Annotated in this window: 19 protein-coding genes, 5 pseudogenes and 1 other annotated feature; of the genes and pseudogenes, 13 read left to right on the plus strand and 11 right to left on the minus strand. The window is 67.1% G+C overall.

All coding sequences use genetic code 11. The features are described 5' to 3' along the window. Positions 1-24: 24 nt before the first annotated feature. Positions 25-867: a maleylpyruvate isomerase N-terminal domain-containing protein gene (locus tag CIK81_RS09515; RefSeq protein ID WP_096164968.1), complete on the minus strand. Its 843-nt coding sequence runs from the start codon at positions 865-867 to the stop codon at positions 25-27. A gap of 120 nt (positions 868-987) precedes the next feature. Here CIK81_RS09515 and CIK81_RS09520 point away from each other — a divergent pair, with 120 nt between their 5' ends. Continuing rightward, positions 988-1,200: a heavy-metal-associated domain-containing protein gene (locus CIK81_RS09520; RefSeq protein WP_096164970.1), complete on the plus strand. Its 213-nt coding sequence runs from the start codon at positions 988-990 to the stop codon at positions 1,198-1,200. Positions 1,201-1,330: 130 nt separating this feature from the next. Continuing rightward, complete coding sequence (locus CIK81_RS09525; protein ID WP_096197983.1) at positions 1,331-3,586, plus strand: cation-translocating P-type ATPase; 2,256 nt, start codon at positions 1,331-1,333, stop codon at positions 3,584-3,586. A 68-nt stretch (positions 3,587-3,654) separates the two neighbouring features. On the opposite strand, the gene CIK81_RS09530 is transcribed toward CIK81_RS09525, so the two are convergent. The 4 genes from CIK81_RS09530 to CIK81_RS09545 all read right to left on the minus strand — a co-directional run bounded on the left by CIK81_RS09530 (position 3,655) and on the right by CIK81_RS09545 (position 6,938). Continuing rightward, a complete protein-coding gene (locus tag CIK81_RS09530; RefSeq protein WP_096164972.1) occupies positions 3,655-4,221 on the minus strand; it encodes a cysteine hydrolase family protein in 567 nt (188 codons plus the stop codon). Next, positions 4,218-5,117 carry an SDR family oxidoreductase gene (locus CIK81_RS09535; RefSeq protein ID WP_096164975.1) on the minus strand — a complete coding sequence of 300 codons (900 nt, stop codon included), beginning with the start codon at positions 5,115-5,117 and terminating at the stop codon, positions 4,218-4,220. The genes CIK81_RS09530 and CIK81_RS09535 overlap by 4 nt, the downstream gene beginning before the upstream one ends. A 241-nt stretch (positions 5,118-5,358) precedes the next feature. After that, positions 5,359-6,558 carry an alcohol dehydrogenase catalytic domain-containing protein gene (locus CIK81_RS09540; RefSeq protein WP_096164977.1) on the minus strand — a complete coding sequence of 400 codons (1,200 nt, stop codon included), beginning with the start codon at positions 6,556-6,558 and terminating at the stop codon, positions 5,359-5,361. Positions 6,559-6,653: 95 nt separating this feature from the next. Then, positions 6,654-6,938: an antibiotic biosynthesis monooxygenase gene (locus CIK81_RS09545; RefSeq protein ID WP_096164980.1), complete on the minus strand. Its 285-nt coding sequence runs from the start codon at positions 6,936-6,938 to the stop codon at positions 6,654-6,656. A 312-nt stretch (positions 6,939-7,250) separates the two neighbouring features. Between CIK81_RS09545 and CIK81_RS09550 the strand changes: the two genes are divergently transcribed. Together CIK81_RS09550 and CIK81_RS09555 are read left to right on the plus strand one after the other, a co-directional pair. Further along, complete coding sequence (locus CIK81_RS09550; RefSeq protein ID WP_096164987.1) at positions 7,251-8,024, plus strand: ABC transporter ATP-binding protein; 774 nt, start codon at positions 7,251-7,253, stop codon at positions 8,022-8,024. A gap of 231 nt (positions 8,025-8,255) precedes the next feature. Then, complete coding sequence (locus CIK81_RS09555; RefSeq protein WP_114312340.1) at positions 8,256-8,786, plus strand: Dps family protein; 531 nt, start codon at positions 8,256-8,258, stop codon at positions 8,784-8,786. 189 nt (positions 8,787-8,975) lie between these two features. Here CIK81_RS09555 and CIK81_RS09560 read toward each other — a convergent pair whose 3' ends face one another. From CIK81_RS09560 to CIK81_RS09575, 4 genes are all read right to left on the minus strand, one after another. Beyond that, entirely contained in the window at positions 8,976-10,004 is a 1,029-nt protein-coding gene (locus tag CIK81_RS09560) for a DDE-type integrase/transposase/recombinase (RefSeq protein ID WP_114355643.1), read from the minus strand. Beyond that, positions 10,001-10,213, minus strand: a complete 213-nt coding sequence (locus CIK81_RS18010; protein WP_147272350.1) for a hypothetical protein — start codon at positions 10,211-10,213, stop codon at positions 10,001-10,003. Before CIK81_RS18010 ends, CIK81_RS09560 begins: the two co-directional genes overlap by 4 nt. Positions 10,214-10,228: 15 nt before the next feature. Then, positions 10,229-11,554: an ISL3 family transposase gene (locus CIK81_RS09565; RefSeq protein ID WP_114328941.1), complete on the minus strand. Its 1,326-nt coding sequence runs from the start codon at positions 11,552-11,554 to the stop codon at positions 10,229-10,231. Between the two features lie 510 nt (positions 11,555-12,064). Continuing rightward, positions 12,065-13,936: a cation-translocating P-type ATPase gene (locus tag CIK81_RS09575; RefSeq protein WP_241964099.1), complete on the minus strand. Its 1,872-nt coding sequence runs from the start codon at positions 13,934-13,936 to the stop codon at positions 12,065-12,067. 233 nt (positions 13,937-14,169) lie between these two features. Here CIK81_RS09575 and CIK81_RS09585 point away from each other — a divergent pair. The 5 genes and pseudogenes from CIK81_RS09585 to CIK81_RS09610 form a co-directional block, all read left to right on the plus strand. Then, a pseudogene (locus tag CIK81_RS09585) lies at positions 14,170-15,630 on the plus strand (IS3 family transposase). 36 nt (positions 15,631-15,666) lie between these two features. Next, a pseudogene (locus CIK81_RS09590) lies at positions 15,667-16,659 on the plus strand (PepSY-associated TM helix domain-containing protein); the annotation flags it as partial. A gap of 53 nt (positions 16,660-16,712) precedes the next feature. Beyond that, a pseudogene (locus CIK81_RS09595) lies at positions 16,713-16,928 on the plus strand (integrase core domain-containing protein); the annotation flags it as partial. Positions 16,929-17,065: 137 nt separating this feature from the next. Beyond that, a complete protein-coding gene (locus tag CIK81_RS09600; RefSeq protein ID WP_114355645.1) occupies positions 17,066-18,076 on the plus strand; it encodes an IS481 family transposase in 1,011 nt (336 codons plus the stop codon). 914 nt (positions 18,077-18,990) lie between these two features. Continuing rightward, positions 18,991-20,211: pseudogene (locus CIK81_RS09610) on the plus strand (IS3 family transposase); the annotation flags it as partial. Beyond that, positions 19,281-19,412: a sequence feature (AL1L pseudoknot), on the plus strand. It overlaps the preceding pseudogene by 132 nt. Positions 20,212-20,443: 232 nt before the next feature. On the opposite strand, the gene CIK81_RS09615 reads toward CIK81_RS09610, so the two are convergent. Together CIK81_RS09615 and CIK81_RS18555 are read right to left on the minus strand one after the other, a co-directional pair. Then, complete coding sequence (locus CIK81_RS09615; RefSeq protein ID WP_114355297.1) at positions 20,444-21,730, minus strand: ISL3 family transposase; 1,287 nt, start codon at positions 21,728-21,730, stop codon at positions 20,444-20,446. Positions 21,731-21,847: 117 nt separating this feature from the next. Then, positions 21,848-22,147 (minus strand): annotated as a pseudogene (locus CIK81_RS18555) (metal ABC transporter solute-binding protein, Zn/Mn family); the annotation flags it as partial. Positions 22,148-22,377: 230 nt separating this feature from the next. Here CIK81_RS18555 and nrdI point away from each other — a divergent pair. The 4 genes from nrdI to CIK81_RS09640 all read left to right on the plus strand — a co-directional run bounded on the left by nrdI (position 22,378) and on the right by CIK81_RS09640 (position 26,426). Then, positions 22,378-22,875 (plus strand): class Ib ribonucleoside-diphosphate reductase assembly flavoprotein NrdI, encoded by a 498-nt coding sequence (gene nrdI, locus CIK81_RS09625; RefSeq protein WP_096163553.1) that lies wholly within the window; start codon positions 22,378-22,380, stop codon positions 22,873-22,875. After that, positions 22,872-23,840: a ribonucleotide-diphosphate reductase subunit beta gene (locus CIK81_RS09630; RefSeq protein WP_096163537.1), complete on the plus strand. Its 969-nt coding sequence runs from the start codon at positions 22,872-22,874 to the stop codon at positions 23,838-23,840. The genes nrdI and CIK81_RS09630 overlap by 4 nt, the downstream gene beginning before the upstream one ends. Before the next feature lie 48 nt (positions 23,841-23,888). Further along, on the plus strand, positions 23,889-24,461 hold the full coding sequence (locus tag CIK81_RS09635; protein WP_096163536.1) for an NADPH-dependent FMN reductase: 573 nt from the start codon (positions 23,889-23,891) through the stop codon (positions 24,459-24,461). 546 nt (positions 24,462-25,007) lie between these two features. After that, on the plus strand, positions 25,008-26,426 hold the full coding sequence (locus tag CIK81_RS09640; RefSeq protein ID WP_096163535.1) for an alanine--tRNA ligase-related protein: 1,419 nt from the start codon (positions 25,008-25,010) through the stop codon (positions 26,424-26,426). Positions 26,427-26,530: the final 104 nt, after the last annotated feature.

The raw sequence follows: 26,530 nt of genomic DNA on the forward strand, positions 1-26,530 counted from the left end.
CTCAGGTCACCCCGGGGCCACCGCTCACGCGATTCCTGCGGCGAGCAGTGCATCCAGCTCCGAGATCGCGGCACGGTCCCCGATGATCTCCACCTTCTGGTCCTCGCCGTCCAGGCCGCCCAGCGCGGCCGCTCTCCCCCAGGCCCAGAGGTCCACAGCGGCGGGAGGTCCCGAGACGACCGCCCGTGGCAGCTCTCCGACCTCGTCGAGGTCCGTCAGCGGGCGAGCGACGGTGGCACCGAGCTGCTGACCGTCGCGCGGCCGGGTGCCGGACCAGCGGGAGATGAGCAGCTGCCCGCGCTCTGCGCCGTCGAGACGGATCTCGGCGAGCGCGATAGGTCGCACCGTCGCCCATTCGGGGATCCACTCGAACGCGGCCGGCCACATCACCTGCAGCACGTGATCGACGCCTGCGTGGGCGACCTCGCTGTCGATCGGGGTGAGAGTGAGCCCGGCGGTCAGCTCGGCGTCGACGCGGTGGATCGTCGCCTCATGGAGCTGCATGCGCCGGATGACGCCGACGGTCTGCTCCGGCGAGAACCAGAACCACGCGGGCTCGTCATCACCGCGCGAGTCGAGCTGCGCGAGGAGCGCGTCCGTGGCCGCACGGCGCAGCTCCGGCGCCGCGGCAGGGTCGTCGGCAGCTGCGGTGGCGGATCCTTCGATCCGTGCCACGTCGGCCTCGGTGGTGGCCCGCTTCGCCAGGACGCTCGCCCAGAAGTCCTGGACCTCCGTGAGGTGCCGGAGCAGAGCAGCAGCGACCCAGTCCGGGCAGGTGGGGACCTTCCGCTCGGGGTCGGCAACGGCGAGCGCGGCGGCGAGACGCTCCGATTCCTCACGGATGATGTCAGCGGCATGAATGACCATGGAGGCATCAAAGCATCCCGGGTGACGCCTGTCACGCGTTGCTTCGCATACCCCTCGGGGGTATTGTCGTGGTTGCGAGCACCCCAGAGCTCGCACCAGTCGACGATGAAGGAGTTCCCTATGAGCACCACCGCCACCTTCCAGGTCACCGGGATGACCTGCGGCCACTGCGAGATGTCCGTGCGTGAGGAGGTCAGCGAGATCCCCGGGGTCCAGGTCGACGAGGTCGACCACGGGTCCGGCACACTCCGCGTCTCCTCCGAGCAGCCCGTCGACGAGGCCGCCGTGCTCGCCGCCGTGGCCGAGGCCGGTTACAGCGCGCAGCGCGCCTGACCGCTCGGCCGTCTGGCCGTCTGGCCGTCTGGCCGTCTGGCCATCAGACCGCCTGACCGCTCGCTCCCTCACCTCGTCCGTCGTGCCGCACGGCACGAGATCCCCGCCCCGTGCGAAGAAAGTCGTGATCATGTCCAGCTCCCCGTCCCCCATGCCGCCAGGAGCCGATATCGAGCTCGAGATCAGCGGGATGACCTGCGCGTCGTGCGCGAACCGGATCGAGCGCAAGCTGAACAAGCTCGACGGGGTCTCGGCGAGCGTCAACTACGCCACGGAGAAGGCACGCGTCTCGGTCCCGGTCGGATACGACTCCGAGCAGCTGCTCACCACTGTCGAGCAGGCCGGCTACTCCGCGGCCCTGCCCACTCCCCCGGAGGCGCAGAACGAGGCCTCCGAGGGCGAGCCCGCCGACCCGGAGCTCACCTCGCTGAGGCAGCGGCTGATCGGCTCCGCGGTGCTCTCGGTGCCCGTCATCCTGCTCTCGATGATCCCCGCACTGCAGTTCACCTACTGGCAGTGGGCGGTGCTCGCCCTCGCCTCCCCCGTGATCGTCTGGGCAGCATGGCCCTTCCACCGAGCGGCCTGGGTCAACCTGCGCCACGGGGCGACGACGATGGACACCCTGATCTCCGTCGGCACGTCGGCCGCCTACCTGTGGTCGCTCTATGCGCTCTTCCTGGGGCGTGCGGGCATGCCGGGCATGACCCACGAGTTCTCGCTGACGATCGGGCGCTCGGACGGCTCGGCGAACATCTATCTCGAGGTCGCGGCCGGCGTCACGATGTTCATCCTCCTGGGTCGCTATCTGGAGAAGCGTTCCAAGCGCCGAGCGGGCGCCGCCCTGCGCTCGCTGCTGGACATGGGCGCCAAGGACGTCGCCGTGATGCGCGACGGCATAGAAACCCGTCTCCCCGTCGCCGAGCTCGCGGTCGGCGAGGAGTTCGTGGTGCGGCCCGGGGAGAAGATCGCGACCGACGGGCAGATCATCTCCGGCAGCTCCGCCATCGATGCCTCGATGCTCACTGGCGAGTCCGTGCCGGTCGAGGTGGGCGCGGGAGATGCCGTCACCGGTGCGACCGTGAACGCCGGTGGCCGCCTGCTGGTGCGTGCCACACGCGTCGGCGGGGACACCCAGCTCGCCCAGATGGCTCGGATGGTCGAGGACGCCCAGTCCGGGAAGGCCGAGGTGCAGCGCCTGGCCGACCGCATCTCGGGGGTCTTCGTGCCGGTGGTCCTCGTGATCGCCGTGCTGGTGCTGGCGGCGTGGCTGCTCACCGGGCACCCGGTCGAAGCCGCCTTCACCGCCGCCGTGGCGGTGCTGATCATCGCCTGCCCGTGCGCCCTGGGTCTCGCCACGCCGACGGCCCTGCTGGTCGGCACGGGTCGCGGCGCACAGCTGGGGATCCTCATCAAGGGTCCGGAGGTCCTGGAGTCCACCCGCCGGGTCGACACCGTGGTGCTCGACAAGACCGGCACCGTCACCACCGGGACGATGACTCTCACCGGCGCGTTCCCGGCCGTCGGCGTCGACCGCGCGGACCTGCTGCGTCGTGCGGGCGCCCTGGAGGACTCGTCGGAGCACCCGATCGCGCGGGCACTCGCCCGAGGCGCGGCGGACGAGGTCGGCGCACTGCCCGGCGCCGAGGATTTCGAGAACCTCCCCGGTCAGGGCGTGCGCGGCACCGTCGAGGGGCGCGAAGTGCTCGTCGGCCGGGCGAACCTCGCCGGCGAGCAGGCGCTGCCGGAGGAGCTCAGCGCCGCCATGGCGGCGGCGGAGACTCGCGGAGAGACCGCCGTAGTGGTCCTCTGGGACGGAGCGGCGCAGGGCGTGCTCGTCGTCGCGGACACCGTCAAGCCCACCAGTGCCGAGGCCGTCGCCCAGCTCAAGGACCTGGGACTGACCCCGCTCCTGCTCACCGGAGACCATCGCGCCACGGCGCAGCAGATCGCCGCCGAGGTCGGCATCGACGAGGTCCTGGCAGAGGTCATGCCGCAGGACAAGATCGACGTGATCACTCGCCTGCAGGGCGAGGGCAGGGTGGTCGCCATGGTCGGCGACGGCGTCAACGACGCCGCCGCCCTCGCCCAGGCCGATCTGGGCCTGGCGATGGGCACCGGTACGGACGTCGCCATCGAGGCCTCGGACATCACCCTGGTGCGCGGGGACCTGCGCAGCGCGGCCGACGCGATCCGGCTCTCACGGCGCACTCTCGGCACGATCAAGGGCAATCTGTTCTGGGCCTTCGCCTACAACGTCGCGGCGATCCCGCTCGCGGCGCTCGGCCTGCTGAACCCGATGCTCGCCGGCGCCGCGATGGCCTTCTCGAGCGTCTTCGTGGTCGGCAACAGCCTGCGCCTGCGCTCCTTCCGCAGCCGCGCGCGCTGAATCCGCCGCAGCGGTGTGGTCCTGTCCGGCCGCTGAGCGCGCTCGGTCCCCCGACGATCCGAGCGCGCTCAACCTCGCCAACGGTCGACGACCTCCTGGGTCCTCGCGAGGACGGCCTGCCGGTCGGCCACCAGCAAATCGAGCACGGTCTCCTTGTGGTCCGTCCGTTCGTCGGCCACGGCATCGGTGATGATCGTGGCCCGGATGTTGTTCGCGTACGCGTCCCTGGCGGTCTGGGTGATGCACGCGTGGGCAGAGACCCCGGCGATGAGCACCCTTCCCACGGCGAGATTGTGCAGGTGCAGGAGGAGGTCCGTGCCGAACCAGGCGCTGTCACGGGTCTTCTCGATCCGGGTCATGCCCGCGGTGTCGAGCTCGTGGATGGCTGCGGAGCTCGGGTCCCCGTGGAAGAGGTAGCCCTGGTCGTCCTCGAGCATGCTGAGGGTCCAGGTGGAGCGGTCGCGACTGTGCTCCGTGCTGATCAGAAAGATCGGCACCTGCGCGCGCCGTGCGGACGCCGCGAGCGCGTTCACGGCGTCGACCACCTCCGTGCGGGCCTCGGCCAGGGCAGGGGTCTCGAAGAAGGCCTCTTGCAGATCGATCAGCAGCAGGGCCTCGGCGGGGTGCGCGGTCACGGCGTCGGGTTGCCGCCGTTCACGTGCAGGGTCTCCCCCAGCACGTAGCTGGACTCCGGGGACGTGAGGAAGACATACGCCAGGGCGAGTTCGGTGGGCTGGCCCGCACGGCCCAGCGGTGTGCTCTTCCCGAACTCAGGCAGGACCTCCTTCGGCTGGCCGTCGGAGACCTGCAGCGGGGTCCAGATCGGCCCCGGCGCGACGGCGTTCACCCGGATCCCCTTCGGCGCCAGCTGCTGGGCGAGGCCCTTGGAGAAGTTGTTGATCGCGGCCTTCGTGGAGGCGTAGTCGATCAGGGTGGTGGAGGGCTCGTAGGCCTGGATCGACGTGGTGTTGACGATGGTGGAGCCGGCTGGGAGGTGGGCGAGGGCCGCCTTCGTGATCCGGTACATCGCATGGATGTTGACCTCATAGGTCGTGGTCCACTGCTCGTCCTCGAGCTCTTCGAGGCTCTCCACCGCGATCTGCCGGCCGGCATTGTTCACCAGAGCGTCGAGACCGCCCAGCTCGCGCACCGCCTCCTCGACGAGGGAGCGGCAGAAGCTCGCGTCGGTGAGGTCCCCGGGCAGGAGGACGCCCCGTCGGCCGGTGCGACGGATGATCTTGGCGATGTGCTGGGCGTCCTTCTCCTCCTGCGGGAGGTAGTTCAGCGCGACATCCGCCCCTTCGCGGGCGAAGGCGATCGCGACAGCGGCGCCGATTCCGGAATCAGCGCCGGTGATGAGGGCCCTGCGGCCGTCGAGACGGCCGGTGCCCCGGTAGGAGTCCTCGCCGCGGTCGGTTCCGGGGATCAGCTCGGCGTCGAGACCGGGTTCGGGCTGGTCCTGCTTCGGAGGGGTGATGTCGGGGAAGCGGGTGACGGGGTCGGTGAAGGTGAGCTGGTCGTTGCTGGCCATGGGAGTTCTCCTCGGGGTGAGCGGGCTGGCGGGTCAGGTGCGCGGCAAGGACGGACCGTGCCGCGGCCGGGATCTGGGTCGGTCCGACGACGACGGCCGGGCGACGTCGGGAGATGTCGGGCGCTGTCGGGTGGTGCGGGCACTGTCGGGTGGTGCGGGCACTGTCGGGTGGTGCGGGCGCTGTCGGGTGGTGCGGGCGCTGTCGGGCACTGTCGGGCGATGCGGGCGGGCCGCGCGGGGGTCAGACGGAGGGTGCAGGGGCGATCGTGGGATCCAGGACGACCTTGATGCAGCCGTCGTGCTTCTTCTGGAACAGGTCATATCCCACGGCGGCCTCCTCGAGCGGCAGTCGGTGGGTGACGAGGTCCCCGACGCCGAGCGGGTCGGCGGGATCCTCGACCAGGGGCAGCAGGTCGTCGGTCCAGGAGCGCACATTGCACTGGCCCATGCGCAGCTGGATCTGCTTGTCGAACATGGTCAGCAGCGGCATCGGACTGGCAGCGCCGCCGTAGACCCCGGAGAGGGAGATCGTGCCGCCGCGACGGACCAGGTCGATCGCGGAATGCAGCGCTGCGAGGCGGTCGACGCCGGCATTCTCCATGAGCGGCCGGGCGATGGCGTCGGGGAGCTTGCCCGCGACGGTCTGTGCGAGGCCGGCGAACGGGCTGCCGTCGGCCTCCATGCCGACCGCGTCGACCACCGCGTCCGGGCCGCGCCCCTCGGTACGCTCGCGGATCTCGCCGACCGTGTCCTCGGCGAGATCGAACACCTCGATGCCGTGGCGCGCGGCCATCGTGCGGCGCTCGGGCACCGGGTCGATGCCGAGGACCTCCACTCCGCGATGGCGTGCGATCCGGGCGGCCAGCTGACCGACCGGGCCGAGACCGACCACGGCGAGCGTGCCCTGCGTCGGGGCGTCCGCATACTCCACGGCCTGCCACGCAGTGGGGAGGATGTCGCTGAGGAAGAGATAGTTCTCGTCGGGCAGCTCCGTGCCGACCTTGATGAGCCCGTAGTCGGCGTGCGGAACCCGGAGGTACTCGGCCTGACCGCCGGGCACCTGTCCGTAGAGCTTCGAGTAGCCCAGCAGCGCGGCGCCCGAGCCGTACTCGGTCACCTGCGTGGTCTCGCACTGCGACTGCAGGTCGTGCGAGCACATCGCGCAGTCGCCGCACGAGATGGTGAAGGGGACGACGACGCGATCGCCGGGCCGTACGTGGCTGACGCCCGCGCCCACCGCCTCGACGATGCCCATCGGTTCATGGCCGATGACGTCGCCCGCCGTCATGAACGGTCCGAGCACCTCGTACAGGTGGAGGTCGGAGCCACAGATCGCGGTGGAGGTGACGCGGATGATCGCGTCGGAGGGCTGCTGGATCGTGGGATCGGGGACGTCCTCGACGCTCACGTGCCGTGTGCCCTGCCAGGTGACCGCTCTCATGGCCCCGCCTTCCGATCGTGGGTGCGTGCGGGTCACCTCACCGTAGGCGGCCCCTCGGCCCCCGTCACCCGGATCGACCGGAAGGTCTGCGGGAGTCAGTCCAGGTCGACGACCTCGAACTCGAGGATCCCCTCGGCGCGGGAGACCGTCGTCCCGGGGTCCCGCGGCGTGCGCTGCGCCGCCCAGGCGCGGAAGCTGTCCTCGTCGGACCAGCGGGTGATCACGAAGTAGTGGGTCTCCCCGGCGACCGGTCGCAGCAGCTCGAAGCCCTCGAAGCCGGGCGCACCGTCGACGGAGTGCTTGCGGGCGGCGAAGCGCTTCTCGAGCTCTTCCTGCTGGCCGTCGGGCACGGCGAGACGGTTGATCTTGACGACGGTCATCGGGGCCTCCGAGGGCTGGTGGGGAACAGACCTTCCCATCCTCTCCCATCCGCTGAGCACCGGGACGGGACCTTGGTGCCCGCACGACGAACCCGGGTCTGTTCTGCGTCGTTCCGCGTCGTTCCGGGTCGTTCCCAGTCGTTCCCGGTCGTTCCCGGTCGTTCCGCATGTTTGCGCGTCTGTTCCACGTCGTTCCAGGTCTGCTCCGCGTCTGCCGCGGGTCATTCCGGTGGCGACCCGGACGGTCGCAGCAAGACCCCAGCACGCACCGATACTGTGCATGACGTCCCCGCCCCTCGAGAGAGAAGCCCGATGCCCCCTGCGACCATGCTGACCGCCGCCTCCCTGCACGCCGGATATCCCGGCGAGGAGGTCCTGACAGGAGTGGACCTCTCGATCAGCGCGGGGAACGCGCCGCTGGGCCTGCTCGGCCCGTCCGGCGCCGGCAAGACGACGCTCATCCAGTTGCTCAGCGGCGAGCTCCGGCCGAGCTCCGGGCAGGTGACCCTCGACGGACGCAGCGTGCACAAGCTGCGCGGCAAGGACCGCAAGTCGTTCCGTGCGACCGTGCGCTTCGTCTCGCAGTACGCGATGACCATCAGTGATCCCCGCGAGACCGCCGGCTCGCGCCTCCAGCTGGCCGCGAAGGAAGCCCGCAAGGGCGGGCGCACCCACGCCGTCTCCCCCGCCGAGATGCTCTCCGGCGTGGGCCTCGGCGAACACTTCCTCACCCGCCGGATGATGACCCTCTCCGGCGGGGAGAAGCAGCGCGTGGCCCTCGCGACCGCGCTCGCCACCCGTCCCGAGATCCTGGTGCTCGATGAGCCGCTGACCGCAGTGGATCCCGGCATGCGCGGGGAGATCTCCACGGCGCTGCGCGGACTCATCGAGCAGCTCGGTATCGGCGTGCTCATCGCTTCGCACGACACCGAGCTGCTGCAGCGGATGTGTCCGCAGGTCGCCTTTCTCGGCGGCGGGCGCATCCTGGCCCGCGGAACGCTTCCCGAGGTGCTCGCCCACACCGAGCACGACGAGATCCGGGACCTCGCCGAGAGCGCCCCGCAGGCGGTGCAGCGCTTCTTCTGACGGCGACGAGGAGCGCCGGTCACGAACGCGGTGCGACCGCCCCGTCGAACGTAGCTCGCGCCGGACCACCGCGTCTCCGGGCCGCCCGGCGAGGCCGAGGCATCCACCGCTTCTCCCGCCGATCCGGGGAGGCCGTGGCATCTACCGCGCGGCCCGTTCTGTTGCCACTGCCTACCCAGTTGGTTAGCGTGACGAACAGTCCTAGCAGGCCATCGACGTGGAGGAGCTTTCATGAACGACAAGGTCACCGTCCCCGAGCCCGCCGGCGCGAAGTGCACGGCACCGGAGAACGCAGAAGAGGGTTTCCTCGCCCCTGCCGCGCTCGCCAAGAATCTTCAGTCCGTCCTCACCGATCTCACGGCGCTGCACCTGGTGGGCAAGCAGGCGCACTGGAACATCGTCGGCCCCAACTTCCGCGACCTCCACCTGAACCTGGACGAGGTCGTCGACATCGCCCGGGCCAGCAGCGACGACATCGCCGAGCGCATGCGAGCGCTGCATGCCACTCCCGACGGCCGTCCCGCCGTGGTGGCCGAGCAGAGTTCGCTGCCCGAGTTCCCGCAGGGCGAAGTCCTCACCCACGACGCGATCGACCTGATGACCGCAGCGATCGAGCGCACCGTGGGCACTATGCGCACGGTGCACGACGAGGTCGACGAAGCGGACCCGACCTCAGCGGACATTCTGCACGGCATCATCGAGAAACTGGAGCAGCAGGCCTGGTTCATCAGCGCGGAGACCCGCACCCCGCGTCAGCACTGAGAAACCCCGTCTGCCCGGAGAAACCCTGAGCCCAGCGGCGCGGAGGGGCATCTGCCCCTCCGCGCCGCTGGTCGGGACTGCCGTACTGATAGCTGACATATTGACCTGGCCTACGGTCTGGTCTCACGGCAGTCCCGCGCGCTCTTGCGACATATTTGTCGCAAACGCTCGATGTCAAGCTGTGTGGAGTCACGCGGTCTGCTTTAGCGGCTCTTGCTCGGGCAGGTTGATGCCGACTATCTCGGCGGGGGCCGGTGTCCGTGGGCGTGCGCGGAATCGTTCCGGGTGCTTGTGGAAGTAGCGCTGCAGCGCGGTGTCACGGGTCTTCCATGCGTCACGCCAGGTGTCGTCGTGGACCTGCGCGGGTGAGAACAGCGCGATCCCGGAGTGCTTGTGCTGGTGGTTATACCAGGGCACGTAGCCGGCGATGTATTCGCGTGCGGCGGAAAGACTGGTAAACACCTTCGGGTAGCCCGGCCGGTACTTCATCGTCCGGAAACCAGCCTCGGAGAACGGGTTGTCGTTCGACGTATACGGCCGGTTGTGAGAGAGGTTCACACCCTGCTCGTGGAGGGAGTCCCTCAGCAGGTTCGAGGTCATCGCGGCCCCGGAATCGGCGTGCACCACCGTGGGCGGGCCGTGCTCGGTGAACGCGGCGGCGAACATCTCCACGGCGAGGTGGTCAGCCTCGCGATCCTCGACTCGCCAGCCGACAATCTTTCGGGAGTAGATATCGGTGATCTTGTATGCCTTGAACACCTTCCCCCGCCACGGCGAGTACAGGTCGGTAATATCCCATGACCACACTTGCCCGGGGCCAGTCGCTTTCAGCACTGGTTTGTTCCGCGGCTGCCGGCGATCCTTCCGAGTCGGGACCGTCGGCCGGAGCATCTGGTCCTCGATCCGTGCCGCGATCCGCCACCAGGAGCGTCGCGACGCGAGCATCACCCCGTCATCCCACGCGGTCGCAAACGAATGATCGACAGAGTTTTGCTGCGCCCACCCGGCGAGGATCAGGCCGCCGATCCGTTCCTCATCGGCGGTGCTGATCCGTGATTCATAGGCACGCTCAGTCTGCGGGATCGGATCAGCGATCCGCTCTCGCGGACGCTGCCGGTAATGCCACGTCGACCGTGACACGCCCGCGAATTCGAGTGCCTGCCGCTGCGATCCGGTCGCGGCGGTGAGCTCGGCGACGAGGTCGTTCTCCGCGTTCAAGAACCGGGCTGATCGGTCTTCGTCGGGGGCTCGGCGGGCTCTTCCTCGCTCATCGCGTGCAAGAGCCCGATAGCTTTTCCCAGCGCGCTGTTGGTCTCCTCCAACTCCCGCACCCGGGCGCTCAACCGCACAAGCTCGGCCTCATGAGCAGCGCGCTCGACCGCTCGTTGCTTCTCCAGCGCAGTGCGCTTGCCTGGTGGAAGGGTCATAGGACTACCGGCTCTTCAGAGTTGAGTGTGGGGTGAGGCGTCGAGCCCTCCGGTGATGAGGAGCATTCGAAGGCGGTAGTGCTCGAAGTTGCGGAACCCGCGGGCGATGCGGCGGCCGAGTTCGATGACCCCGTTGACGGCCTCCGTGCCGCCGTTGCTCGCCCCGTCGGTGTCGAAGTAGGCCAAGAACGCTGTCTTCCAGCGGCGTAGCGTCTTGCCGAGCCTGGCGATCTCGGGGATCGGGCAGGACGGCAGCTTCTGGATCAGCTGCTCGGCGAGGCGTCGGCCTTGGGCGGGGGTGGGCTGGTGGAACACGTCGCGGAGGTCTTGGGCGCACTGGTAGGCGACTTCGACCGCGACATGATCGGGGTGGGCAGCGAATGCGCTGGCCAGCCGGTTCTGCTGGCGAGACGTGAGGCGTTCGCGCCCCGCGCGGAGAACATGACGGATGCCGTAGAGAGGGTCGCCCTTGCGGCCTCGGTGGCCGAGCGTCTCCTGCTGGATTCGGCGGCGAACGTCATCGACCGCAGCGCCGGCGAGCTTGACGATGTGGAAGGCGTCCAGCACGCAGGTCGCGTCCTCGAGCTGGTCATCGATCGCGTTCTTGTAACCCTGGAACGGGTCCAGCGTCGCGATCTCGACCCGCTTGCGGAACGCCTCGCCCCGTTCGTCGAGCCAGTCTCGGTAGGCGCTGCCGGACCGGCCGGGGACGAGATCCAACAGCCTGGCGGTGGGGTGCGGACCACGGGTCAGATCGACCATCCCGGTGAGCTCCTTCGGGCCGCGCCGGCGCGGGTCACGGTGGTGCCAGATGTGCTCGTCCACGCCTAGGACCTGCACGCCCTCGAACCTGGACGGATCGCCTGCGGCCTGGGCCAGGACGGGCTGGACCTGGGTCCAGAGCGTGTTCCAGGTGGTCCCGAGCTGCCGGGCCAGACCCTGGATCGTCGCACCCTCGCGCCGGAGCTGACCGACCGCCCACCGGATCGCGCGCGTGCTCAGCAGCCCCCTCGGCGCGCAGACCCGGGGGTCCTGCTCGGCGAACGAGACCACCGCGCAAACGTCCTCGAGGCAGATCCAGCGGCGCTTGCGCCACCGGATCCGCACCGGCCTGCCAGCCCAGGGCGCATCGATCATCTCGACCATCACACGGCCGTGACCAGTCGCGACGACCCCGCAGCCAGGACAGCCCGCGACCGGATCGCAGGACTCCACCTCGAGCAACAGGCCCGATGGAGCCTGCGTCACCGCGACCAGGTGAAGCCCGGGGAAGTCGACCAGGACATCACATCGGTCGCAGCGATCAAGCGCGTCAGGGCATACACAACTATGGTTGAGCATCGTCGAGGTCCTTGAGATCAGCGGGGGTAGAAGTCCGCTCATCATCGAGGACCTCGACGTCTATCCCCAGCTATCCCGCGCCACCGGCGCGCCCACACTCAGCTCTGAAGAGCCGGACTACCCTCTCGCGGAATGAGCCCCCGGTCGAGGTCGCCCTCGAATACCGTCCCCCGCCACCGCCGGAGCCGTCTATACGGAACGCCGCGCGCGGCGAGCCACGGTCCCTTCGCCCCGTGCGGCTGCACCTGATACTCATGCACGAACTCGCGGATCTCCGCCGACGTGAATCCCGGGCTGATCGTCATCGCCCTGCTCTCCCAACTGGTCCTGAGGTGACTCACAATCAGCCTGGCAAAGAGGGACAGAGCACTTTCGGGCCCTATTGGGAACCGTAAAAGACCGTCTAGTGGCTGTCCTGCCGGGGTGCCCTAGTTGGGAACTTCCTCGGCGAGGCCGTGCTGATGCGGTTTTCCGGATGCAACGAGGCTGCGGCTGAGCTGGTGGGTCGGCTTAGTCGTCTCGTCTTTCGGTGGGGCGAAGGGTCCGGATGCTTTGGAGTCGAAGGCTGTTGTGGACGACGAACACGGATGAAAGGGACATCGCTGCGGCTGCGATGAGGGGGTTGAGTAGGCCCGCTGCAGCGATGGGGATGGCGGCGATGTTGTAGGCGAAGGCCCAGATGAGGTTGGTGCGGATGGTGCGGTTGGTGGCGCGGGCGAGCGTGATGGCATCGGCGATGGCGTAGAGGTCGTCGCGGACGAGGATGATGTCGGCGGACTTGAGCGCGACGTGTGTTCCGGTGACGATGCCGAGTCCGAGATCGGCGGCTGCGAGAGCTGGGGCGTCGTTGATGCCGTCTCCGACCATCGCGACTCGGTGGCCTTCTCGCTGGAGCTGTTCAATGACGTCGACCTTCTGGGTGGGCAGTACACCGGCGCGGACCTGGGTGATCCCAAGGGATTTTGCGACGCGCTGGGCTGCGGCGGAGGTGTCGCCGGTGAGCAGCACGGTCTGTAGGTCGAGTCTGTGCAGGGCGGCGACGGCGTCAACGGCGTCTGGCTTCATCAGATCGGCGAGTGTGATCGCTCCGATCGCTTTCGTACCTTGCGCGACGAGGACTGTGGACTGTCCGTTGCGGGTGGCAGCGTTGACGATCCCTGTGAGGTCGGGGCAGATGCGGACGCCGAGCTCGTCCATGTAGGCGGGGCTGCCGACGGCGATGATCTCACCGTTGATCGTTGCGCTGATTCCGTGACCGGGGGAGACGGTGTGGTCGGTTGCTGCGGGAATGTCAGCGACCAGAGTTGCGGCGAGGTTGCGGAGTGCTTCGGCGACGGCATGCTCGGAGGATGTTTCAACGCCCGCAGCCAGCCTTATCAGTTGCTCGGCAGTGACGCCGTGAGGGTGGATGTCGACCACGCGCGGTACGCCGAGGGTGAGGGTCCCGGTTTTGTCCAGGACAACGGTGGTGACTTTTCCGCTGGCTTCCAGGGCGTCCTGCCCTTTGACGAGCACACCGAGTAACGCGCCGCGGCCGACGCCGACCATCAGGGCAGTGGGGGTGGCGAGTCCGAGGGCGCAGGGGCAGGCGATGATCAGGACGCTGATCCCGTTAGTCACCGCGGTGGATGCACCGGCTCCTACCAGCAGCCAAATCAGTGCGACGAGCACCGTGAGAGCGAGGACGACGGGAACGAACACGCGCACGACAGCGTCGACGAGGTGCTGGACCTGGGCCTTGCGAATCTGGGCCTGCTCGGCGATGGCGGCCATCTGTGCGAGCTGCGTGTGTGCCCCCACTCGGGTCGCCTCGATGGCGAGGATCCCGTCCGCGGAGATGGAACCGCCGATGACGTCGTCCCCGGGCCCAACGGTCCGGTAGAGCGATTCACCGGTCATGGCGCCTGTGTCGAGGGAAGCAGTGCCTTCGATGACCTGGCCGTCCACGGCGATCGTCTCTCCGGGGCGAACGATGATGATGTCGCCGGCGCGAAGTTCCTCAACCGGGACGATCGCCTCGGTGTCGTCGTGACGTCTGCGGGCTTCTCGAGCTCCGAGTGCGGACAGTGCGCCGAGGACGTCGCCGGCGCGGCGCCGACTGCGGGTCTCGAAGTAGCGACCCGCGAGCTGGAACGTCGTCAACCCAGCAGCGACGTCGAGGTACAGGGCGTTGGCGCCGTCAGGCACCTCTCCGAAACCGAGCCACACGCCGCCGCTGGTCTCGATCCCGGCGGCCATCGAGATCAGGGCCCAGCTGAACGAGGTGATGATCCCGATCGAGACCAGGGTGTCCATGCTGACGGAGCGGTTCTGGAGAGTCCGCCAGGCGGCACGATGGAAAGGCCATGCCGCCCAGGTCGCCACCGGGATCGCGAGGAGCACGCACAGCAGCTCCCATCCGGGGAACCGCCATTGCTCCACGAGCGCCAGCGCGATGGTGACATCCATCAGCGGGACGGTGAGCAGGGCCGCGGTGATGAGTCTGCGCCGCAGGCTCACGATGCGCGTTTCGTTGGCGCGGCGTGCCCTCTGTGTCAGCCTTAGATGAGACACCCGGATGGTCCGGTTTGGTGTCGTAGAGGGCGGGAGGAGGTATCCCCGCGATGAACACAACGATGACAACTCCGATCGAGTCGAGGCATTCTGGGGGTATGGATGAAGTCCCTGACCCGCAGGTCCCGCCCAAGGCCCGCCGGCGTCGCTACAGCGCGAAGTACAAGGCCGAGATCCTGGCAGAGTACGAGAATGCGGACCGCGAAGGCAGAGGCGCGTTGCTGCGCCGGGAGGGCTTGTATACCTCGCTGATCAGCGCCTGGCGAGACCAGCGCGACCGCGGAGCCAAAGAGGCACTGGGTCGCTCCGGGGGCGCGGCACCGGCCACAGCAGCCCAGAATGAAGCCGCGCGGTTGCGGAAGGAAAATGAGCGGTTGCGGTCGGATCTGGACAAGGCCGAGGCGGTGATCGAGGTCCAGGGAAAACTCTCAGCGCTGCTGGACCAGTTCTCGACCAGCAGCAACGACAAGCCCGAGAAGCGATGATCGACGAGACGATCACCGAGCTCACCGAGCTGGTGGGCACCAAAGCAGCCTGCCGGGCGGTGGGACGGTCTCGGGCCACCCACTACCGCCGCCATCGCCAGTCCCCGGCACCGCCGCGTCAGCGCCGCGAGCCGGCCCGGCAGCCGCGGGCCCTGACCGAAGCCGAGGAGGCCGAGGTCTTCGCGGTCTTGTACTCGCAGCGGTTCGTGGACATGGCCCCGGCCGAGATTCACGCGGTCCTGCTCGATGAGGGTGTCTACCTGTGCTCGGTCTCGACGATGTATCGCCTGCTACGCCGCCGCGGCGAGGTCCGTGAGCGACGCCGCCAGGCCACGCACCCGCCCCGGGTCAAGCCCGAACTCGCAGCTGAGGGCCCGAATCAGGTGTGGTCGTGGGATATCACGAAGCTCCACGGTCCGGTGAAGTGGACGTACTACTACCTGTACTCGATCATCGATATCTTCTCCCGCTACACGGTGGGATGGATGGTCGCCCCCGCCGAGTCGGCGGCGCTGGCTGAAAAGCTGCTGGGCGAGACCATCGCCAAGCAGGACGTGGACCGTGATCAGCTGACCATCCACGCGGACAACGGCTCCTCGATGGCCTCGAAACCGGTCGCGTTCCTGCTGGCCGACCTGGGCGTGACCAAGACGCATTCCCGCCCCCCACTGCTCCAACGACAACCCGTACTCAGAGTCGCAGTTCAAGACGTTGAAGTATCGGCCCGAGTTCCCCGAGAAGTTCGGCTCGATCGAGGACGCCAGAGCGTTCTGCAGCGAGTTCTACCGCTGGTACAACACCGTCCACCGCCACTCCGGGATCGGCATGCACACCCCGATCGACGTCCACCACGGCTACGCCGCCGAGATCCGGGACCACCGCGCCAGCGTCCTCGAGAAGGCCTATATGGCCCACCCCGAGCGGTTCGTCCGCCACCACCCAGTCCCGCCGGCATTGCCCACCACAGCCTGGATCAACCCGCCCGACCAGGACGAGAAGACCCCGCCAGCAAACTCAACGACGAAGCTCAGCAAGTGACCCAAAAAGGTTGACAGGTTCCGCCGAGAAGACCGGCAGCTCACAGCATTTGTCGACCCCTACACCGGTGAGGTTACTGGCGTGCTGAACACCTTCGAGGAGTGGCTGCCGCTGCGGACGTGGTGCGACGACCTCCACCGCAACCTCCACCTCGGCGACGCCGGCCGGTGGTACAGCGAGGTCGCCGCCAGCTGGCTGTGGGTCCTCGCCCTCAGCGGACTCATCATCTGGATAACCCGCAAGGTCCGCACCCGCTCTGCCCGCGCCTACCTTCTGCCTCAGCACAAGGGACCACAGCGACAGCGCTCCATTAGCCTCCACGCCACCATCGGCGTCTGGGCCGCGATCGGACTGTTCTTCCTCTCCGCTACAGGACTGACCTGGTCCCAGTTCGCCGGCGGGAACTTCAGCGCGCTGCGCCAGAGCCTGGACTGGTCTACGCCGTACCTCTCCTCCGAGGCGACAACCACCACCCAGGTCGCAGAAGAAGAGGTTCCGGCCACCACGCAGAGCGTGTTCGACGTGGCCCGTGCAGAGGGACTCGGTGATCCGGTGGCGATTACTCCGAGCACTGACGGAGGAGCATGGGTCGTCTCGCAGGTGCAGCGCTCATGGCCCCTGAAACAGGACTCCATGGCGTTCGACCCCGCCTCCGGAGCGGTCGTCGAGAGCGTGCAGTTCGCCGACTGGCCGGTCGCCGGAAAGCTCGCCGAAGCCGGGATCTCCTTCCACATGGGAATCCTCTTCGGCTGGCCCAACCAGCTCCTGCTCATCGCCATCGCAGGAGCCATCATCACGCTCATTGTCATTGGATACCGCATGTGGTGGCGACGTCGCCCCAAGCCGCCGCGCACAGGACTTCCCACCGCTCTCGGTCGCCGGGTCGACACCGCAGCGGCCTACGGCATTCTCATCGCGATAGCCGCGGTCGTCGGCCTCGCCCTTCCCCTGCTCGGAGCAACACTCGTCGCCTTCGTCGCGCTCGACCTCGCCCGTCGACTGCTTGGAACACGGCACAGCACGGACTGATGAGTCACCTGCGGTGCAGCAGCGCCCCCGCGGTGCGCGAGATGATCGACGCTCTCGAGGCAAAGCACCTGTTCATCACGCCTCACTACCCCTGGCAGAACGGCAGGGTCGAGCGGTTCAACCGCACGTTGCAGGTCCAGTGGACCTACTGGCAGGTGCTCGTCTGCAACATCGAGCGCTCCCGCGCCCTTGCGCCATGGCTCGAGCTCTACAACACTCGCCGCCGCCACACCGCGCTCGGAAGACACCCGCCCATCACCCGCCTGTAATCAACCTGCTGGCCGAGTACATCTAGGTGTTGCGGGTCATGACGTTGTGGACGGCGCGTGGGGGATGAAGGAACGGGCCCCTGGACTGCACGATGGGTGGTGTCTAAGCAACCGTCTTGCAGGAGGAGGCCCGTTCCATGCACCACCGTAATGCCCCATTGACCGTCGTCGGAAGACAGCGCGCTGTCGCCCAGGTCGTCGACTCCGGTCGCCCGATCGCCCACGTCGCCGCCGAGTTCCACATCGCCCGCACCACGCTCTCGAAATGGGTCGGCCGCTACCGTGACCAAGGCGAGGGTGGGCTCCAGGATCACTCCAGCGCGCCAGCGAACCGCCCTACCCGTCTCCCGATCTGGGTGCTCGAGCTGATCGAGTCCTGGCGACGGACGAAGAAGTGGTCCGCGCGCCGTATCGCCCGCGAGCTCGCCGACGGGCACGGCTTCGCGTGCTGCGTGCGGACGGTGACGCGCTGGTTGGACCGGCTCGGACTGAATCGGATCCGCGACATCACCCCGGACGGGGAGAACCTTCGCCGACCAGGGAAGGTCATCGCCCGCTATCCCGGCCACATGGTCCACATGGACGTGAAGAAGGTCGGGAAGATCCCCGACGGCGGCGGCTGGTGGGCCCACGGCCGCGGCAGCGAACAGGCCCTCGCCGGCAAACGCGCCCACAAGCAGAAGGTCGGCTACACCTACCTCCACTCGATGGAGGACGGGTTCTCCCGCCTGGCCTACACCGAGGCGCTCGAGGACGAGAAAGCCGCCACCACCATCGCGTTCTTTCACCGCGCACTGGTGTTCTTCGCTGCCCACAACATCACCAGGATCACCCGCCTGATCACGGACAACGGCAGCAACTACACCTCGAAGGCATTCCGCCGTTCGACCTGCGCGTTCATCGGCCGTCACCAGCGCACGAGGATCTACACGCCTCGCCACAACGGGAAGATCGAGCGCTACCAGCGGATCCTTACCGACGAGTGCCTCTACGCCCGCGCCTACGCCTCCGAGAACGAACGGCGAGAGGCCATCGCGGTCTGGGTCCATCACTATGACTACCATCGCCCCCACACCGCCTGCGGCGACCAGCCCCCGGCCTCACGCCTCCACACCGGCGTCGACAACGTCATGACCAACTACATCTAGGCCTCTTCGACCACCGCTTCGTCGACCCCGACCGTGCGCAGGACATCGTAGGAAACGCAGCCTTCACCGCAGAAGGCGCTGACGCTCAGCGCCGCTCCTACACGCTCCTGACCAACCGCGACAACATCCTCCCCCTCACCCCCGGCCGGGCGCATCTACCTCGAAGGAGTCGACCCGCACCTCGCCGCCGCATACGGCACCATCGTCGCCGACCCCGCCGACCCCGCCGATGCCGACATCGCTCTCATCCGCCTCAAAGCACCCTCCGAGCCCCGCCCAGGCGGATTCGAGACCATGTTCCACGCCGGCCCGCTCGAATAGAACCCGGAAGAACGCGCATGCCAAGCTCACCTCTACACGCAGCTGCCCACCATCGTCGACATCTACCTCGACCGCCCCGCGATCATCCCCGACATCATCCACAACGCCGCCGCCGTACTAGCCAGTTACGGAAGCGACGACACCGCATTCCTCGACATCGTCTTCGGACAAGCCTCACCCCACGGAGCCCCCATTCGACCTGCCCTCCTCGACCACCGCCGTCGAGAACAGCCGTGAAGACACCCCGTTCGACACTCAAAGCCCAACCTTCCGATTCGGACACGGCCTGCGCTACGCACCCGAACGGACACCACCCTTACAACAACGCGAATGAATGGCAAGGCAAACCAGACATGAGCCGAATGTAGAAGAAGGCGAGGCGCAGGGAACCGACACACCGCTCGTGCGGGCCCCCATCCCCGTCACCGCGATCGAAAGCATTCGGACGTTGCCGATGGCGTCGTGCGGTCTTCGATTCGGCCAAATTCGTCCAGGTCATGGACGGAGAAGCGAGGGTGGAAACGGCTCTCGGCACGTATTGAACCGCCCGGGGGCTCCCGGAGGGCGCTGATCTAGCGAGGGAGAGCGTTGTCATGGCAGCACCACGGAAGTACGACCAGGAGTTCCGCAAGCGGGCGGTGCGGATGTATCGCGAACGGCTCGCAGAAGGAACAGAGTCCGAGCTCAGCGCGAGACGGCACGTCGGCTCGCTGCTGGACCTCAACCCTGCCACGCTGCGCAACTGGATCGAAGACCTGGAGCGAGAAGAGGGCACCCGTGCCCCGGCCGCATCGCCCCGATCGTCTGATAGCGAGGAGGTGCGGGCGTTGAAGAAGAGGGGCGCGGAGCTCGAACGGGATAATGAGATCCTAAAGACCGCACCCGCGTTTTTCGCGCAGGCAGAGCTCGACCGCCGACTCAAGTAATCGTGACCTTCATCGACACCTACTGGGCCAGGTTCGGCGCCGAGCCGATCTGCGCCGTGCTGTCCGAGCACGGCATCAGCATCGCGCCGTCGACCTACTACGCTCGCCGCTCGATGCCAGTCACTTCCGCGGAGCTGGAGGACACTTACCTAGCAAACTTACTGGTCACCTTGCATCGGGAGATCTGGAGCGCCTACGGGGTGCGCAAGCTGTGGCACGCAGCCCGCCGCCAGGGACTCGAGCTCGGGCGGGTCCAGGTCGACCGGCTGATGGGCATCGCCGGCGTCGTCCGCGGCCGGCACACTACGCGCACCACCCGGCGCGAGGAAAAGGCGGCTCGGCATCCCAACCTGGTCCAGCGGAGCTGGGACGCCCTCACCGGCCCGGACCAGCTGTGGGTAGCGGATTTCTCGTACGTCTGGACGCTGGCGGGGTTCGTCTACGTCGCCTTCGTCGTGGACGCCTTCTCCCGCCGAATACTGGGCTGGCGGGTCGCTACCAGCATGCGCACGTTCCTTGTCACCGACGCGCTGCGGCAGGCCATCGACACCCGCCATCGCAACGGCGCCTACTGGGAAGTCGGCAAGCTGGCCTATCACAGCGACGCCGGCGCTCAGCCAGTACACCTCGCTGGCCGTGACCGCGGAGCTCGCCGTGGCCGGCATCGCCGGCTCGATCGGCACTGTCGGCGACGCGCTGCACAACGCGCTGTGCGAGTCCACCATCCGACTGTTCAAGACCGAAGCGATCCACGACGGCGGCCCGATCTGGAAGAGCCGGGCCGAGGTCGAGTGGCAGGTCTCCGCATGGGTCCGCTGGCACAACCACCACCAGCTGCACTCCGCCGTCGGACACCTGCCGCCCCTTGAGTTCGAGCAGACCCACCGGCAGGCTAAGACCGTGGTCCCCGTCCCGGAGGCCGCGCAACCACCAACCCTCCGGGAAACCCAGGGCGGTTCACTTCGGGCTCATCCAGGCATGCGGGTCGGTTCACGCCTGCGTAGGCCCCCAAGTGATGTCGATGGCGTCGATCCCTCGGAGACCACGGTGGGGTGCATCGATCTCCTCACCGAACCGGCTCTTCGCGGTTCGTGGTGAATGACCCTGCTGTGGCGGGTATTCACGCTACGGTTCTCGCGGCGCTGGCCAGCAGGATACGGGTGCGGTAGTTCTCGGCGTTGCGGAAGCCGCGGCCGGTGCGTTTGATGTTCTTGATGCCGGTGTTCGCGGCCTCGACGCGGGCGGTGGTCGCGCCGGTGACGATGAGGATCTCGATCGCGTCCCACCAGGTCACGATCGTGTCGTAGAGCTTGGTCGCCTCGGGCATGTTCGCGATCTGGGCGAAGTAGCCCATCCGCATCCGTTCGTCCCAGGCCTGGGCGAGGGTGTCGGTGGCCAGCAGACGGCGGAGCTGCTCCTTGATGCCCCAGGCAGCGGAGAGCTCGTCGGTGGGGTCATCGGTGCGGAACACCGTCTCCAGCCGGTTCCACGCTTTCGGGGTGAGGGTGTCAGCTCCACACAGCAGCAGCATCCGGTGCGCCCAGGCCGGGTCGTCCTTCCGGCCCCGACGACCGTGGTGAGCGCGGGCGAGGCGCTGACGAACGGTGGTGACCATGTCGTTTCCGAGCTTGACGAGGTGGAACTTGTCGACCGAGACCGCGGCGCGGGGCAGGTAGGTCCGCAGTGCTTTACGGAAAGCGGCCGAGGGATCGATCGCGACGATCTCTATCCGCTCCCGCCAGGCGTCAGATCGCTGGGCGAGCCAGTGGCCGACGGCGGTGGAGTCCCGGCCGTCGACGATGCCGAGGACCTGCCCGGTGGCGAGGTCGACCAAGGTCGTCATCCATGGCTCGAACCGTTTCCAGGCACCTTCGTCGGTGCGGAACCAGCGCACCGACCGGTAGCGGTGCTCATCGATGCCCAGGCGCGTTACTGGCACGTCGTCGACGGTGGGCAGGACCACTGCGGCAGCCGCCAGCGCGGCCTGGACCAGCCACCACGAGACGCCATGAGCCCGGGCGACTTCTGAGGCTGCCCGGCCCGAGGTGATCACTGCGGAGACAACCTGATCCCGCAACCGGGTCGTCGAGCGCGCACGGTGCGGGACCTGGTCGGTCGCTTCCCAGAACGTGCGCCGGTCGCAGGCCGGCTCGAGACAGAACCAGCGCCGCTTGGCCCACACCACCTCCACAGCCCCGGCCACGGGGACGTCTCGCACCTTCTGTGACCGGCGGGAGTGGACCTTGGTCGCGCGCACCCCGCACGACGGACATCCGGGCGGGACGGTCGAGGCGATCACCACCCGCCGACCTCCGTCGAGCAGGTCGACAGCGTCTGTGACGCGGTAGTTGGGCAGGTTGAAGATCGTGCTCGCAGCATCTCGCTGCGAACCAGTATTCTCGTGCACAGGCTCGTGGTCCTCTGGGATGTGGCTGTCTAGACAACACCCATCACAGCAGGACCACGGGCCGTTCTACGCCAGCGACGCGACGCTCTCCTTCACCACGAGCCGCGAAGAGCCACCGAACCACGCCTCAAGGTTCAAGCCGTAGTCCAGGATCGGGCCGGCTTCCGAGGCCTTCCGGATGCCTCCCGGCGTCGGCTCGTGCCCATGGACCTCCGCGCCCGGCTCCGTCATCGACTCCACCACGGGATGATCGCCGGCAACGTTCTCCGCGATGTCCTCCAACACGGTGAACGTCGTCAGCACCACAGGCTTCTCCCCGTTCGTGGAACTCGCTCCGGATCCACCGGAGCATCCGGTGAGCAGCAGCGCTGCGCCCACTGCGGCTACGCCGAGCGCAGCACTCCATCGCCCTCGCACGCGCCTCGGCGACCTACCTCCTCTCACGACCACGTGCGTGACTAAGTTCGGCTCGACGAACTTTATGGTTCGGCACTGCGAATCTACGACCTCGACATGACGTACACTTGACGGTCGGCGGACCTGATATCGCCACATGTGGCACCACGGAGCTACTTAGACCCGACATCTGGTAGCTCCGGGCTGCCCCGCACACAACGACAACGAAGTAGCGGGCGGTGAAGACGACCATCAAACGTGCAACACCTAGGTTCGAGACACGCGTGCTGACGCGACAGGACTCGGCAGACCTGGCGTTCTTCTTCAGCACCTCGGCGAACACGCTTCGCTTCGCACAGCGGCTCGGGAGACCGGCGACGAGGATCCCATTACGCCCACGTCAGGACGGAAAGATCCGCGCATGCCGACCATTCGCACCGGTGGTCCCGACTTACGGCGGGCGCGAGCAAGCCGGGGCCGTTCCCAAACGGATCATCGCCTTCCTCAACGCCCCCACCAACCGGACCCTGGCGCGCGGAGGCATGACCGCGGGCAACACCAACTTCGGCGAGCACTACTGCCTTGCCGACCCCGTCATCTCGCGCAAGTGCGGCGTCCCAGACCTGTACAGGTTCGATCTGGTGGGCACCCAGTGCGACGTCGATCGGGTGAACGCAGACCTCGATCTCTCCTGGAAGAGGACAGGCGGGCCCGATCGCGTGCCGAATAAACACAGGAGGACAGCATGACCACCGCCGTACCGGCACTCGCGGCGTCCATCACCCCAACCGGATACCGCCACGACCCCACGGCTCGGCTGCGGCCGACCCACTGGAACCGCATCAGCGATGACAAAGTCCTCGAGATGTGGAGCCAGCTAACCGCGCACTTCTGGCCACGCGAAACGGTCCCACTATCCAGCGACGACCAGGAATGGCAGGCACTTGCCCCGCACGAGCGCACCCTGACCATGCGAGCGCTCACCGGGCTCGCCATGCTGGACACCGTGCAGGCAGCCGTCGGGGAGATCTGCCAGATCCAGGGGGCCCGGACAAAGCACGAGGAGGCGGTCTACTTCATGCAGTCCGTCCATGCACGCCCGCACCCTTCCGTGTTCTCGACCCTGACCAGAACCCGGGAGGTCGACGAGCCTTACCAGTGGGCGGTCAGCAACGATCTGCTTCAGCAACGATGCAAGAAGGTGCTCCAGTACTACTACGGACCCGACCCTCCGAAGCGGAAGGTCTTTTCCACCCTGCCCTACAGCCTGCAGCTCTACGCCGGCGTCTATCTGCCGTTGCACCTCTCCGTGCGCGCCTTCCTGACCAACACCGCCGACATGATCCGGCTCATCCTGGGCGACGAAGCTGTCCACGGCTACTACTCGGGTTACAAGTACGAGCGCGGACTGGAGGCCCATTCCGGGCGTCGCGACAAGATGCAAGATTTCATGTGCTGCCTACTCGGAGAGCCCCACGAGTCCCTCCGCCGCATGGAGGATGTCGCAGTCTTCGTGCGCTACAACGCGAGCAAGGACGTCATGAACCTCGGCTACCCGGCGCGATTCAACGGCGACGAGACGGCGGTGAGGCCGGAGAGCCTCGCCGCTCTGGCTCCCAGCGCCGACGAGAACCACGGCCTCTTCAGCAGAAGCGGGTCGTCATACGTCATCGGCAAGGCCGAGCACACCAGCGACGACGACTGGGACTTTTAACCCAACCGCCACTCCCACATATACGCCTCATAGAAAGAGAACAGCCCCTTGAGCAAGAACATCTCCGTCCTCGTAGGCAGCCTGCGCCGCGGCTCCTTTGCACGAAAAATCGCCCACAACGTTATCGGCTACTTTCCCGAAGGCTACAACGCACACATCGTTGAGATCCGCGACCTTCCTCTCTATGACTTCGACTACGACGACCCCGAGGTCACTGACAAACCCACCCCGCCGGAATACATGCAGTACCGAGAGGCCATCAAAGCCTCCGAAGGAGTCTTGTTCGTCACGCCGGAGAACAACCGCACCATCCCAGCCTGCCTGAAAAACGCCATCGACATCGGCTCCAAGCCCAACGGCGATGTCGCCTGGAAGAACCTCCCTGCAGGGATCATCAGCCACTCGGTCGGACGCATGGGCGGGTACAGCTCGCAGAAGAACCTTCGGCTGGCCCTGTCTTACTTCGACATGCCCACACCCGGGCAACCCGAAGTCTTCCTCGGCCGATCCCCGGCCCTGATCGATGAGAACGGGGACATCACCGCCGAGAAGACCATCGGATTCCTCCGCGACTACGTGCATCGGTTCACCCAGCTCGTCGACGCCCATCCGCGCGACTGAACGAGGAGGCCGACCCGGGATGCGCCAGCACGCACTGTCCCCGGGGCGGATTCGACTCTCCCCGACCTGGATTAATTCCCTTTTCCTTGTGGTCAGTTTTGACGTGACGATCAGCATCCCCAACGCTATCGGAAGAGTGAACATGTACGTTGACGATGCAACGACCCCTACTTCGGCTTGCCGCTGGCCGCGGGTGAGAACGCCATCCAGGGGCGGACGCGCTCGATTTCTTGCCAACCGACCCACTCGGCAACGACAATGATCATGGGGCGGAATCGGGGCCCAGCAGTCGTGCCGCGCCCTCTAGGGCCGCACTGTCACCGCCGCCGGCCCCCTTCCCGAACCGGTCCCGCTCTATTAGCTTGCAGATGCCACTTCCACGACGAGCGTAGGCACAGTAGCGGGCGACGATACGGATCCCAGCCCGAACCCGCCCCCAAGATCGACTCCAGCGACGCTTGGCGCGGGCAGGATCGGGCAAACCGCTGAAAACACCCGTTGCGCCGAGCAGCCTCCCCCCTCACTCACTTCAGGACGACACCGCTCATGCCTTTGAAAACAGACCAGATCCGCACCGCCTACCTGCATTACTTCGAGGAACGCGGTCATACCCTTATCCCCCGCGCCGGCCTGATCCCGGAGCGGGATGACACCACCCTGTTCACCGGAAGCGGCATGCAACCGTTGATGCCATACCTTCTGGGGGCGCCGCACCAGGACGGGATGCGGTTGGCGGATAGTCAACCAGCGGTGCGGGCGCAGGACATCGAGGATGTGGGCGACAACCGTCACACGACATTCTTCGAAATGCTCGGCAACTGGAGCCTCGGCGACTACTTCAAAACTGAGCAGATCCGCTGGTTCTTCGACTTCCTCACCCGCATCGTTGGGTTGGACCCGCATCGTTTGTATGTGACCGCGTTCGCCGGCGACGCGCAGGCGGGCATCCCGCGGGATGATGAGGTGGTGCAGATCTGGCAGCAGGTGTTCGCCGAACACGGCATCGATGCCCAGGTCGCGGTGATCGGCAGCCAAGCCGACGGGGACGCCCGTGGCATACAGGCGGGCGAGCGGATCTTCTTCTACGGTGATGAGGAGAACTGGTGGAGTCGTGGCAGAGGGCTGGCTGGCACCCCGATCGGGGACCCATGCGGACCGGACAGCGAAGTGTTCTACGACTTCGGACCCGAGCACCACAACCCGACCTATGGTCTCGCACATCCGGCTAGCGAAAGCGGCCGGTTCATGGAGATCGGTAACCAGGTGTTCATGCAATATCAGCGCCAACCCGGCGGCTCCTTCACCCCGCTGACTCACCGCAACGTGGATTTTGGCGGCGGCCTGGAAAGGATCGCCGCGGCCGCGAACAACGACCCTGACGTGTTCCAGGTCAGTGTGCTGCGCCCTATAATCAACCACCTGGAGAAGCTCAGCGGCCGCTCTTACCAGGACAAGACGGCGAGCATGCGCGTCATCGCCGACCACCTGCGTGCGGCGGTGTTCATGACCGTGGACGGGGTGCGGCCGGGGAACAAGGAACGCGGGTATGTGCTGCGCCGCCTGATGCGCCGGGCGATCCGGTACGCACAGGATCTTGGCATCCAGGGCAGCTTCCTACCCACCACGATCCCGGTGATCACCGCCCTCTACACCCGCGACTACCCGGAGCTCGACGAGCAGTACGAGACAATCGTGACGGTGCTCGAGAAAGAAGAACGCTCATTCCGGCGCACCCTCCGCAAAGGCCTGGAGGAACTGCACCGGCGAGGCCCTGCAGGGATGACCGGGGCAGACGTATTCACCCTGTACGACACTTTCGGGTTCCCCACCGAACTCACTGTGGAGGAAAGCCTCCGGAACGGATACATCCTGTCTCCTAGCTGGTGTGACGAATTTGGCCGGATCATGCAGCAGCAGCGCGCCCGCTCCCGCCCTACCATCACGCACCCCGGCCACACTCGGTAAATCGGCGTTGAACAGGCTGTAGGTGTTTGCCTCGGGCTTTCATCGTTGAGGTGTCCGAGGGGTGGGTCGTGATGGGTGAAGGTGCTCCTGACCTGGAAGAATAG

It is taken from the genome of Brachybacterium sp. JB7, assembly GCF_003335205.1.
In the GTDB taxonomy this organism is placed as follows: domain Bacteria; phylum Actinomycetota; class Actinomycetes; order Actinomycetales; family Dermabacteraceae; genus Brachybacterium; species Brachybacterium alimentarium.